Source organism: Camelimonas sp. FR25 (assembly GCF_059740505.1).
Genome location: NZ_JCAWFG010000107.1, coordinates 12,101 through 25,142, shown reverse-complemented (window position 1 = coordinate 25,142; position 13,042 = coordinate 12,101). Strand labels below are relative to the sequence as shown.

At 65.4% G+C, this 13,042-nt stretch carries 8 protein-coding genes; 1 reads left to right on the top strand and 7 read right to left on the bottom strand.

Annotated features, from left to right (window positions below; all coding sequences use genetic code 11):
• Positions 1 to 214: 214 nt before the first annotated feature.
• The gene (gene clpB, locus AC6A67_RS16315) at positions 215 to 2,830 is read right to left on the bottom strand and encodes an ATP-dependent chaperone ClpB (protein ID WP_498037618.1); all 2,616 of its coding nucleotides are present in this window, start codon (positions 2,828 to 2,830) and stop codon (positions 215 to 217) included.
• 403 nt (positions 2,831 to 3,233) lie between these two features.
• On the opposite strand from clpB, the gene AC6A67_RS16310 reads away from it, so the two are divergent.
• On the top strand, positions 3,234 to 4,421 hold the full coding sequence (locus AC6A67_RS16310; protein WP_498037617.1) for a CaiB/BaiF CoA transferase family protein: 1,188 nt from the start codon (positions 3,234 to 3,236) through the stop codon (positions 4,419 to 4,421).
• A gap of 122 nt (positions 4,422 to 4,543) precedes the next feature.
• On the opposite strand, the gene AC6A67_RS16305 is transcribed toward AC6A67_RS16310, so the two are convergent.
• The 6 genes from AC6A67_RS16305 to AC6A67_RS16280 form a co-directional block, all read right to left on the bottom strand.
• Positions 4,544 to 5,479, bottom strand: coding sequence for a DUF4167 domain-containing protein (locus AC6A67_RS16305; protein ID WP_498037616.1), 936 nt, complete (start codon positions 5,477 to 5,479; stop codon positions 4,544 to 4,546).
• Positions 5,480 to 6,124: 645 nt separating this feature from the next.
• Positions 6,125 to 6,997: a peptide chain release factor N(5)-glutamine methyltransferase gene (gene prmC / locus AC6A67_RS16300; protein WP_498037677.1), complete on the bottom strand. Its 873-nt coding sequence runs from the start codon at positions 6,995 to 6,997 to the stop codon at positions 6,125 to 6,127.
• A 38-nt stretch (positions 6,998 to 7,035) separates the two neighbouring features.
• Positions 7,036 to 8,127, bottom strand: coding sequence for a peptide chain release factor 1 (gene prfA / locus AC6A67_RS16295; protein WP_498037615.1), 1,092 nt, complete (start codon positions 8,125 to 8,127; stop codon positions 7,036 to 7,038).
• An 88-nt stretch (positions 8,128 to 8,215) separates the two neighbouring features.
• Positions 8,216 to 10,486: a phosphoenolpyruvate--protein phosphotransferase gene (gene ptsP / locus AC6A67_RS16290; protein WP_498037614.1), complete on the bottom strand. Its 2,271-nt coding sequence runs from the start codon at positions 10,484 to 10,486 to the stop codon at positions 8,216 to 8,218.
• Between the two features lie 268 nt (positions 10,487 to 10,754).
• On the bottom strand, positions 10,755 to 11,933 hold the full coding sequence (locus AC6A67_RS16285; RefSeq protein WP_498037613.1) for an iron-containing alcohol dehydrogenase: 1,179 nt from the start codon (positions 11,931 to 11,933) through the stop codon (positions 10,755 to 10,757).
• Positions 11,934 to 12,139: 206 nt separating this feature from the next.
• A complete protein-coding gene (locus tag AC6A67_RS16280; RefSeq protein ID WP_498037612.1) occupies positions 12,140 to 13,030 on the bottom strand; it encodes a methyltransferase domain-containing protein in 891 nt (296 codons plus the stop codon).
• Between the last annotated feature and the right edge of the window lie 12 nt (positions 13,031 to 13,042).

The following is a 13,042-nucleotide window of genomic DNA, read 5'->3' as shown; positions in this document are numbered from 1 at the left end:
GCAAATTCAACGAAACAGGCGCACCGCCGCGACACGCAAAAAGGGCGTGGCGCCTATGGCGCCACGCCCACTGTCGGCAAGATTGCGATGCTGTTCGCGGTATCTATGCAGCCCTGGCTGGCGGCATAGACGCTGACGCATCCGCGACCGGCAAGTCTCAGGCCCGCTCTGGCTTGACCATTACCTGATGAGCCATGCTCCTCGGGTAATGGCGTCAGTTGAGCGGCGCGCCCTGCGGGCGTTCCGCAGCGGCGCTGACGGACAGATCGCCGACCGCCAGCCCCAACGGGCCTGCGGTGACAGGCACCGTGTCGCCATCCTTTACTTTGCCGGCCAGGATCAGCTCGGCCAGCGGATCCTGGACGTTCTTCTGAATCACCCGCTTCAGCGGACGCGCGCCATAGGCCGGGTCGTAGCCCCGGGCCGCCAGCCACTCCCGGGCGTCCTCATCAACTTCGAGCGAGATCTTCCGCTCCTCCAGAAGCCGCGACAGACGCTTCAGCTGGATGTCGACAATCTGCCCCATCTGGTCGCGCATCAGCCTGTGGAACAGGATGATCTCGTCGACGCGGTTCAGGAACTCCGGCCGGAAGTGGCTGCGCACCACGCCCATGACCTCATCCCGCACCGCGCCGGAATCCTCGCCATCCTTCTGGTTCACCAGATATTCGGCGCCGAGGTTCGAGGTCATGATGATCAGCGTGTTGCGGAAGTCGACGGTGCGGCCCTGGCCATCGGTCAGACGGCCGTCATCGAGCACCTGCAGCAGCACGTTGAACACATCCGGATGCGCCTTCTCGACCTCGTCGAACAGCACGACCTGGTAGGGCCGACGCCGCACCGCCTCGGTCAGCGAGCCACCTTCCTCATAGCCGACATAACCAGGAGGGGCGCCGATAAGGCGCGACACCGAGTGTTTCTCCATATACTCGGACATGTCGAGGCGGACCATGGCGTTCTCGTCATCGAACAGGAACGACGCCAGCGCCTTGGTCAGCTCGGTCTTGCCCACGCCCGTCGGGCCGAGGAAGATGAACGAGCCGATCGGCCGGTTCGGATCCTGCAGACCGGCGCGCGCACGGCGCACGGCGGTCGACACCGCGACCACGGCCTCATGCTGGCCAACGACGCGCCGGCCGAGCTCATGCTCCATGCGCAGCAGCTTGTCGCGCTCGCCCTCCAGCATCCGCTCCATGGGCACGCCAGTCCAGCGAGACACCACTTGGGCGATATTGTCCGGCGTCACCGCCTCCTGCACCACATCCTTGCCGCTTGCCTCCGTGTCCGCCAGCTCCTTCTCGAGACCGGGGATGACGCTATAGGTCAGCTCGCCAGCCCGCTGATACTCGCCACGACGCTGGGCGATGGCCAGATCATTGCGCGCCTCGTCGAGCCGCCGCTTGAGGTCAGCCGCCTTGCCGAGCTTGTCTTTCTCCGCCTGCCATTTACTGGTCAGCGCCGACGACTTCTCCTCAAGGTCAGCCAGTTCCTTCTCAAGCCGGACGAGCCGGTCCTTCGAGCCAGCGTCCGTCTCCTTCTTGAGGGCCTCCGCCTCAATCTTCAGGCGCACGACCTCGCGGTCGATGGAGTCCAGCTCCTCCGGCTTGCTGTCGACCTCCATACGCAACCGCGCCGCCGCCTCATCGATCAGATCGATCGCCTTGTCGGGCAGAAAGCGGTCAGTGATGTAGCGGTTCGACATGGTCGCGGCCGCCACCAGCGCCGCATCCTGAATGCGAACGCCGTGGTGCTGTTCGTAGCGCTCTTTCAGGCCACGCAGGATCGAGATGGTGTCTGCGACCGTAGGCTCGGACACGAAAACCGGCTGGAACCGGCGGGCCAGAGCCGGATCCTTCTCCACATGCTTGCGATACTCATCGAGCGTGGTGGCGCCGACGCAGTGCAGTTCACCGCGCGCCAGGGCGGGCTTCAGCAGGTTAGAGGCATCCATGGCGCCATCGGTCTTGCCGGCGCCGACGAGCGTATGCATCTCGTCGATGAACAGCACGATATTACCCTCGGCGGACTGCACCTCCTCAAGCACGCTCTTCAGGCGCTCCTCGAATTCACCGCGATACTTGGCGCCGGCGATCAGCGCGCCCATGTCGAGGGCGAGCAGTTGCTTGTCGCGCAGGCTCTCGGGCACGTCGCCATCGACGATGCGCCGGGCCAGACCTTCAACGATGGCGGTCTTGCCGACGCCCGGCTCGCCGATCAGCACCGGATTGTTCTTGGTGCGACGCGACAGCACCTGGATGGCGCGACGGATCTCCTCATCGCGGCCGATCACCGGATCGATCTTGCCCTCGCGGGCCGCCTGGGTGAGGTTGCGGGCGTATTTTTTCAGCGCGTCATAGGCCTGTTCCGCCGATGCGGAATCGGCGGTGCGCCCCTTGCGCAAGGCCTCGATGGCGGTGTTCAGATTCTGGGCGGTGACGCCTGCAGCGGCGAGCGCCTTGCCAGCCTCGCTGTCCTTTTCGATGGCCAGCGCCAGCAGCAGGCGCTCCACGGTGACATAGCTGTCGCCCGCCTTGTCGGCAGCCTTTTCGGCGGCCTCAAACACCCGCGCCAGGCCAGGCGCCAGATAGACCTGACCGCTGCCGCCCTGCACCTTCGGCAATTTCGCGAGCGCCTGCTCGGTCTGCTGCAAGGCGAGACGTGAATTGCCGCCGGCGCGATCGATCAGACCGGAGGCGAGACCTTCGGGATCATCAAGCAGGACTTTCAAAAGATGTTCAGGGGTGAACTGCTGGTGGTTCTCACGTAGGGCGAGGCCCTGGGCCGACTGCAGGAATCCCTTGGAACGGTCGGTGTATTTCTCAATGTTCATGCGCATCTCCTCTGGGAGCCGCCCCAATTGGCGCGCTCCCCCTGGCGATCCCTCAAAGGCAATCACCCGAATACGACGCCCGGAAACAGGTTCTCATGTCCATCGCCAATGTGGGTGTTGCCGACGGGCAACACCAGAGGGAGGCGCCAAATTTTTACCCAGTGAGGAGGTCATTGTCGGTCCTCTGCAATGGACGCGCGGCGAGACCAGCCACGACGGTTCGCCGCCATGGATGGCGCCCGGCCTTAACAGCCATGCGCGCACCGCATCGGCGGCGTCCTGGCGATGCACTAATTTGTTATAGAAAATGCGAAAAGAAATTCCACCGTCAGCGCATCGGCCCTAAACTCCCGGACAAATGGGCGACGCCCCCGGCGTAGACCCACAGCACAGGGAGGTATGAATGACGCAGGTGCTTTCAGGCGTACGCGTGCTTGATTTCGGCCGCTTTATCGCCGGGCCATATTGCGCGGCCCTGCTCGCGGACTTTGGGGCTGACGTGATCCGCATCGAAAAGCGCGACGGCGGTGAGGATCGCTATGTCGCGCCAATTTCGGACACCGGCGCTGGCGCCATGTTCATGCAGATGAACCGCAACAAGCGCGGCATGACCCTGGACCCCATGAGCGAGGCTGGCGCCGCGATTGTCCGCAAGCTGGTGGCCAGTGCGGACATCGTCGTCGCCAATCTCCCGCCCGAGACCCTGAAGTCCATGCGTCTGGATTATGGCAGTCTCACCGCCATCAAGCCGGATATCATCCTGGTGACCGCATCAGCCTTTGGCTCGGTCGGCCCCTACCGCGACCGCGTGGGGTTCGACACCATCGGCCAGGCGATGTCAGGCGCAGCCTATATGACGGGGACGCCCGGAAAGCCGGTGCGCGCCCTTGCCTCCTATGTGGACTTTGGCACGGCCTTCGGCATGGCCTTCGGCGCGCTGATCGCGCTGATGGAGCGGGCGAGATCCGGCAAGGGTCAGATCGTCGAAGGGGCCTTGCTGCGCACCGCCATCAATATGATGGGCTCCACCCTGATCGAGCAGGCGGCGATTGAGATCAATCGCGTTCCCTCCGGCAATCGCGGCCAGACCTCGGCGCCATCTGACATTCTGCCGACGAGGGATGGGCATGTGCTGGTCGCCGTGGTTGGGCAGCCGATCTACAGGCGTTGGGCAAAATTGATGGGCAATGAGGATTATTGGCTGAATGATCCGAAATTTGCCGATGATCTGAGCCGTGGCCGCCATGCTGAGCTGATCAGCGGCCGTCTTGGCGAGTGGCTGGCTGAGCGGACCACTGCCGAAGCCATCGCCGAACTGGAGGCGGCGCGTGTGCCAGCCGCGCCCGTGCTGACGCCCCAGCAGGTGCTGGAAGACCCACATGTGGTGGAGACCGGCTATCTGCAGCCTGTCGAATTCCCTGGCATGAGTGGGCCAGCGCCCTTGCCGCAACCGCCAATGGTGCTGTCACGCACGCCAGGCGCCATCCGCAGCCGGGCGCCGCTGAACGGCGAGCACACCAATGAGATCCTGCAGGAGATTGGCCTCGACGCGGCGGCCATAGACGCCCTGCGCGCCAGCAAGGCGATCTGACGGCCCCTCTGTCTGCCGCCCGCCTGCCAGGCGCCAGACGCCGACCATGTTCGGGATGCCAGAGCACATGAAAAAGCCGGGCGCGGGCCCGGCTCTTTCAACACCTATCTGATCCAGGCTGATCAGCCAGCGGCGCTCTGCTCGGCGTCGGCGCCATCCGCCTGACCTTCGGCACGGGTACGGCCGCGGCGGCGACGGGCGCGGACCGGGAAGCGCTCGCCGCCATCCTCAGCTGCGGCTTCACCGGCGCCTTCAACCTGCGGCGCGGGAGCCTCAGCCACCTCTACGGCGGCCGGCGCTTCGACAACCACTTCCACCGGCGCGCTGGCACGAACCGGCGCGCTCAGAGGCGTGGTCAGGAATGCAGGCAACCCGCCTGCATCGTCTGCAACGTCCGCCGGGGCCGCCAGATCGAGCTCCCGGTTCGGCGTCCGATCACGACGGAATCGCTCACGACGACCGCGCGGCTCCCGATCGCCATCGGTCCGCGGCTCCGCCCCCTCAGCCGCCACACGCGGCTGACGCTCTGGACGCTCCTGACGTGGTTGACGCTCGCTACGCTCAGGGCGGTCCTGGCGCTCAGAACGATCCTGACGATCAAAACGCTCGCCGCGCTGCGGTCGCTCGAAGCGCTCCTGGCGCTCCTGGCGCTCCTGGCGCTCACGATAGGCCGGAGCTGCTGCCTGGCCTGGCTGCGGCGCGCCCACCGGATAGGCTTCGTCCGGGACGCCAGCGCCGGGCTGGCGCGGGGCAATCGGGCCATCCTGGAACTCGTCGTCCAGATCACCCTCATCGCCATCGTCAAACAGTCGCGGAGCGACGCCGTAGGCCTGCTGATACTGGCTCTGCGCCGCTGCGATGATGCGGAAATAATGCTCTGCGTGCTGCAGATAATTCTCGGAAGCGACGGGGTCGCCAGCCACCTGCGCGTCACGCGCCAGCTGGGTGTACTTCTCAGCAATGTGCTGGGCGGTGCCCCTGATCTTCACATCAGGGCCATTGGACTCATAGCTGCGCGTCAGCGGATTCGGGCCCTTGCGGTTCGTCCGTCCCCGCACACGCCTGTTCTGGCCTGGTCTCATCTGTCTCTCATGTGAAGCCATGGTCTTGTCTTAACTCCCGATCCGCGCCGGCTTCCTACGCAGAATGCTGGGAACAGTCATCTGCCACGGGCTCGCGACCACTGTTCTGTCCGGAACAGCTGTCGGGACCCGATGATCAACTTGCGCGATATCTTGTGACGGTGGTTTACATCCGGTCTCTTACATCCGGTTCCGGGCTTCCAGGCGCGCGGCCAACGCCTGCACGCCACAGGATCTGACAGGATGGCGGTCCATCATGCGGTCCAGACCCGGACCAGATAAAAGCCATCACACATCAGAAGGTCGAAACGCACCCCATGAGTATGCGAGACCAAAAGTCCGTCTCCGCAGCACGCAACACGCTCTCGCGCACGCCGGGCCAGCAGATCAGCATCTGACCAGCAATGACCTGTTCAAGGGAACGCTCGCAGCCAAATGACCCGGAACACCCCGGTCGGGCGCGATACCCGACTGCGCAAATGTCCAAATTTCAATGGCCAACCGACGAGCCGCCTTCGGCTGCTTCCCGCTCCGAAGCATGCAAACTCAGGCGCAAATCACGTCGTATGCCTTTCACCTTATCTGGTTCCACAACCATCGCCAAGCAGAAATTCGACCTATTCAGCAGCCATCAGAAGGACGAACGCCTGACACCACCCGCATAACGCCGCCCAGATCCACGCTCACGTCGACCTCATTCAGGCCGGCCGTGCGCATGAGCATGGCGACGCTGGCGGCCTGCCCGGCGCCAACCTCAAACGCCGCCAGCCCGCCGGGGCGCAGTAATCTCATCGCTTCTGGCGCCAGCAGACGGTAAGGGCCGAGCCCGTCAACTCCCCCATCCAGAGCCAGGGCCGGGTCGTTGTGGCGCACCGCAGCAGGCAGCCCAGCCAGCATCCAGCTTTCGATATAGGGCGGATTGGACGTAATGATGTCGAAGCCAGACTCACCGGCGCTGATTGCCGCGGTCCAGTCGCCGACCACCAGGGCGCAGCGATCCGCGACTGCGTTAAGCCTGGCGTTGGCTGCGGTGGCGCGCGCCGCTCCCGGCGACAGATCAACGCCAATCCCGAACGCCGTGGGCAGCTCGTGCAGCAGCGCAACCAGAATGCACCCGGAGCCGACGCCAAAATCCGCCAGACGCAACGGGCCGAGACGCCGCCGAGACGGCAGGCGACGCAGCACCGTCTCCACCACCGTCTCCGTATCAGGCCGCGGCTCCAGTGTGTCCGGCGCCAGCCTGAAACGCAGCCCCCAGAACTCACGTTCGCCGATGATGCGACCGGCCGTCTCGCCCGCGCAATAGCGGCGCGCAGCCTGTTCGAGCAGACTGACCTGAGCTTCGTCGAGCAGGACGTCGGGCCCCGTCACCAGTTGCAGTGGCGACAGGTCGAGCAATGACGCGAAGAGCACTCGCGCCGCCTGGCGGCCGTCGTCGGCATCGTGCGCAGCGAGGCGCCGGGACAGCGCCGCAAGAGCGCGAGCGCGGGGCATGCCGGGCAGAAATTGCTCAGGGCTATCGCCAGGCAGGCTCACGACTGTTCGCCCTGCGCCGCCAGCAGCTCGGCCTGATGCGCCGCAGTCAGCGCGTCCACCAACTCGTCCAGCGCCGCGCCAGCGATAACCTCTTCCAGCTTGTAAAGCGTCAGGCCGATGCGGTGGTCCGTAACCCGGCCCTGAGGAAAATTATAGGTGCGGATACGTTCGGAGCGATCGCCAGACCCGACCTGGGAACGGCGGTCGGCGGCACGCTCGGCGTCCTTGCGCCCCCGTTCGGCGTCATGCAGCCGCGCGCGCAACAGGCTCATCGCTTTTGCGCGGTTGCGGTGCTGCGACCGCTCTTCCTGAACATGCACCACCGTGCCGGTGGGAATATGGGTGATGCGAATGGCTGACTCGGTCTTGTTGACGTGCTGGCCGCCTGCCCCGCCTGCGCGCATGGTCTCAATGCGCAGGTCGCTATCGTCAATGGCGACATCCACATCCTCGGCCTCAGGCAGCACCGCGACCGTCGCCGCCGAGGTGTGTATGCGCCCCGACGATTCCGTGGCCGGGACGCGCTGCACCCGATGCACCCCCGATTCAAACTTCAACCGGGCGAACACCCCGACCCCGCGCACCTCTGCGATAATCTCCTTGTAGCCGCCGACCACGCCTTCGCTGATGGCCAGAGGCTCCACCGCCCAACCCTTCAGCGCCGCATAGCGGCTGTACATGCCAAACAGGTCGCCAGCGAACAGCGAGGCCTCGTCGCCGCCGGTTCCGGCGCGGATCTCCAGAATCGCCGATTTCTCATCAGCCTCATCGCGCGGCAGCAACATCAGGCGCATGGCGTGCGCCGCCTGCGCGAGCGCCGCCTCTGCCTGCGGCCACTCATCCCTTGCCATGGCCCGGAGTTCGGCGTCGGCGGCGACGTCATCGATCACGGCCTGCAGATCTGCGACATTCGCCTGCGCCTGACGCCAGGCGAGGATCGCCTCAACGACCGGCGTCAGGGCCGACAGCTCGCGCGATACACGGCCGAAAACGGCGCCGTCTGGACCATCTGCCAGGATCGCGTTGAGTTCGGCATGGCGCGCCAAAATGGCGTCGAGTCGCGCTTCTGGTGGCGAAAATCCATTCATGGCAACCGCAATGGCAGAAACTGGGCGCGCTGGAAAGTCTGGAGCAGGTGCAGGCGCACGTGATGCGCCGCAAAGACGTTAGTCGCGTTCACTCCATCGGGATGGCATGCGTGCAGGCCCAGGCTTCCAGGCGCGGTCGCAGCGTGGCCTCAGCGGCCTCATCCTTGAGCATGGCGTCGATATGCGCCGCCAGGGGGCCTGCCTCGACTGCCAGCAGCATCTGCTTGACCGGGCCAATCGCGGCAGGGGGCATTGACAGGGCGCGGAAGCCGAGCCCAATCAGCGTCATCGCCTCCAGCGGGCGTCCAGACATTTCCCCACATACGGTGGCGAGACAACCGTGGCGCGCCGCCGTGCAGGCGATGTGGCGCAAGGCCCGCAGCGACGGCGGGCTGAGCGGATCGAACCGGCCGGCCACCCGGCGGTTCTCGCGGTCCGCTGCGAAAAGGAACTGCATCAAATCGTTGGAGCCGACGGAGATGAAGTCCGCCTCGGCGCAGATCTCATCGAGCTGGAACAGCAGCGACGGCACCTCGACCATGACGCCCAGTTCGACCTTCTGTGGGCACGCGTGGCCGTGCCGTTTCAGATAGGCGCGCTCGCGCGCCACCATGGCGCGGGCGCGCAGAAACTCGTCCACTGTCGCGACCATGGGAAACATGACCCGCAGCGACCGGCCGGCCGCCGCCTTGAGCAGCGCGCGAATCTGCGAACGCAGCAGCGCCGGCCTGTCGAGGGCAATGCGGATCGCGCGCCAACCGAGAGCCGGGTTCTCCTCCTCCACCTGCTCCATATAGGGCAGCACCTTGTCGCCGCCGATATCCAGCGTGCGGAAGGTGACCGACGCGTCTCCAGCGCCGCGTAGCACCTCTTCGTACAGCGCCTGCTGCTCCGTGGTCGACGGCAACTTGTCGGCCACCATGAACTGCAGTTCGGTGCGAAACAGGCCGATGCCGCTGGCGCCAGATTCCGCCAGATGCGGGATATCCACCAGCAGGCCGGCGTTGATGTTCAGGCGGATATCCACCCCGTCCCGGGTGACTGCGGGCGTCTTGCGCAGCCGCTTGTATTTCGCCTGGGCGCGCGCCCGCAGCCGCGCCTTCTCGGCATAGGCCGCCTCGACATTGGCCTGCGGCCGCAGTTGCACCTCGCCAGCGACGCCGTCGACGATGATGGCGTCGCCGCTCTCGACCAGGGAGACAATGTTGTCGATCTCGCTGACGGCGGGAATGCCGAGGGCGCGGGCGACGATAGCGATGTGCGAGGTGGGGCCGCCCTCTTCGAGCACCAGCCCGCGCAGCCGTGAGCGGTCGTAGTCGAGCAAAGCCGCCGGGCCCATGGTGCGGGCGACCAGAATGGCGTTGTCAGGCAGCTCATCGTGGCGTGGCGCGAACACCGTTCCCGCCAGCTCATGCAGCAACCGGTTGGCCAGCTCATCGAGATCATGCAGCCGTTCCCGCAGATAGGGGTCGGTCTGGCGCATGATGCGGGCCCGGGTGTCGGATTGCACCCGCTCAACCGCCCCTTCAGCCGTCAGACCGGTGTTGATCGCCTCGCGGATGCGGCGCAACCAGCCTTGGTCATTGGCGAACATGCGCACCGTCTCGAGCACGTCACGATGCTCGCCGCTATGGGAGACATCGCCGCGCGCCAGCAGATTGTCGATGCGCTCGCGCAGGCTGAGAATGGCGTCGTCGATACGCGTCAGTTCACCGGCGACATCGTCGGCGATCAGCTTCTGCACGACGACGCGCGGCTCATGCAGCACCACATAGCCGAGGCCAATGCCTTCCGACAGCGAGGCGCCGCGGTGCGCCATCGAACGACGGATGGCGATGTCCTGCCCCGGCGTCGCAAGGGTCTGCAGATCGCCGGACGCCACCATCTCGGCGATGACCATGGTGGTGGTCTGCAGCGCCTCGATTTCTTCTTCGGTGTAGATGCGATAGGCGCGGTTCTGCACCACCAGCACGCCGAGCGTATGGCCAGCGCGCAGGATCGGCACGCCGAGGAAGGAGTGATAGACCTCCTCGCCAGTCTCGGGCTTGTAGGAAAACGCTTCATGGCTCTGGGCGTCAGACAGCGCCAGCGGTTCAGCGCTGGAGGCGATCAGGCCAACGAGACCCTCGTTCGAGCCGATGATGGTGCGATGCACTGCCTCGCGCTTGAGACCTTCGGTCGCGAACAGCTCCAGATTACCGTCGGCGCGCAACACATAGACCGAGCACACCTCGGCGACCATGTTGTTGGCGATCAGGATAACGATACGATCAAGCTTCTCCTGGGCGCTGACGGACTCCGCCATCACCTCCCGGAGACGACGCAAAAGCACGCGTGGGCCGCCCAAAGCGCCTCGCATCAGCCATCACCTCGATCAGCCGGAAATCCGGCGGTTACCGCGCCGCGGAGTGTGTCAGCAGCGACGCCTGTCGCCGCCCGTTCTGTTACTGTTCTATAAGGGACAGGCAGGGCGCCCCGCAAGCGCGCCTGAGGCCTGGGTTGGCCGCCTTCCATGGGCCAATGGTCGAAGCCCGATGACATGTCACGGATATTTTGGCCGTTTTTTGCCCGCTTCACATAAGCACGCCGTGGGGCTGGGCGCCCTGCAGGCGTTAGCGCCCGCCAATTCACCAGGCTGCCTGATAGATCGCCAGCGCGTCACTCTCATCAAGCGGTCGTGGATTATTGGCCAGCAGGCGCGTCTGGTTGCTGGAATCACTGGCCAGTTCGCCCAGCGTCGCCGGGCTTGCGCCGATGTCGCGCAGGCGCGTTGGCAACCCAATCTCCTCAACCAGATGGGCCAGCGCATCAGCAAAGGGGGGCCCACGCCTTGAGGCTGGTATCTGGGCGAGGAAAGGAAACAGGGCTGGGGCGACCGCGCTGTAGGCGCTGGCGTCGGTGGCGCAATTGTAGCGCACCACGTGCGGAGCCATGATCGCGCTGGAAACGCCATGGGCGACGCGCAAACGTGCGCCGACCGGATAGGCCAGCGCGTGAATGGCGGCGACCGGGGCATTGGCGAAGGCCTGCCCGGCATACATGGCGCCAAGCAGCATCTGGCAGCGCGCTTCAGCATGGGTGCCTTCCCGCACGGCGGAGCGAATCCCTTCACCGAGCAGGCGCAACGCCTCGCGCGCCAGCAGGCGCGACAGCGGGTTATTGTTAGCGTTGGCGGATTCATGGGCTTCGATGGCGTGCACCATGGCCTCGAAGCCCGTCGCCGCCGTCACCAGATGCGGCAGGCCGTAGGTCAGCTCCGGATCAAGCAAGGCCACATCCGGCAGCAATACCGGCGAGGATACGCCCAGTTTCTCCTGGGTCGCGGTGGTGACCACCGCCACGGGCGTCACCTCGGAACCGGCGCCGGCGGTGGTGGGAACCAGCATCAGCGGCAATCGCCGCCCGCGCACCCGACCCACGCCGTAGATCTCCTCCAGCGTCTCATCGCTACGCGCCAGCAGGGCGACGAGCTTGGCGGTATCCATCGGGGAGCCGCCGCCTACGCCAATGACCGCCGTGGCCTGCATGGCGCGCGCCTGTTCCACCGCCCGCATGATCAGGTGGTCAGGCGGATCAGCGACGACCTCATCGAACACTTGCGCCGCAAGCCCCACGTCCCGCAGTGAACTGAGGGCGGGATCGACGAGATGCGCCGCCACCACGCCAGGGTCGGTCACCAGCAAAATGCGCGCCGCCTTGCCGCCGAGATAGCGCACGGCGAGCTCGCCGATCCGCTGTGAGGCGCCTGCGCCAAATATGATGGTGCGCGCTGTGTCGAAGGTGAACTGCTGCGTGAACCAGGTCATGGCGGACTCCCGTTAAAAGCAGGCGACGCGCATACTCTGCTGGGATTGTCTCCATTTTCACCGCTAAGTCATGACCTCGACTGATCATATTCCTGCAACCGCCTCCGGCGGATGGGGGCGCGGTCTGAAGTGAAAGCGCTAACAAGTTCAGATGAGGCTCCGGGCTCTGCCCCTGGTGCAGGTGGGCGCCCAGCCAGAGCCATGGATCAATCTCGCGCCGCCTTGACGGACGCCATCGCAGCTGCGTCGACGCGCAGGGCGTCGATCATGCGCGCCTTCGCTGAACCAGGACGCAAGGGTTTTTGCTGGCTTTCATGCGGCGCCCACCCCGACATCCACACCAGCTCGAAGGTGGCGCGCACCCGTCCATCCGGATCAGCAAAACGCGAGGCATAAATCTCGCACATGCGTCTCAACGTGTCGCGACGCAGCGGCGCCCGGCGGCGGTCCATCAGGGCGTTGCCCGCCCCCATGGCGCGCAGGTCTGCAGCAAGGCGCAGGGGGTGGCCATAGCGGACGGCGACGCTCTCCAGATCGGCCACGGGCAGGGCGAAGCCGGCGCGCTGCAACAGGCCGCCCATGTCACGCACATCGGCGAAGGGGGCGACGCGGGGACTGACGCCGCCCGTTGTTTCAGCTTCAGCGGCTGTAAAAGCCTGGCGCAATTCTGTGAGCGTGGCGCCGCCGGGAAGGCAGCCGATGAACAGGCCGTCCGGCCGCAGGCACCGCCGGATTTGCACAAGTGCGCCGGGCAAATCGTTGACGCCCTGCAACGACATCATGCCAATGATCAGATCAAACGACCCGGCGGCGAAAGGCAGCGCTTCTTCGTCCACCACTACATCGCCGCCCAGACCTCGCGCGCCTGGCGCACGTATGACCTGACCGACGCCATGGCGCTCAAGCACGGCGCGAATTTGCTCCCTCGTCCCCCCGAGTTCCAGCGCGCACTCAAACCGCCGCTTGATGGCTGACAGACGCAAATCGAGGTCTTCTGCGGCCCGGTCAACGAGAAAATCGGCCAGGCCAGCCCGCGCTGCGCGCTCAAGGCGGCGGCGCGCCATTTTGCGGTCAAATACCAATGGTGACGTGGACATTCGGGCTCTCCT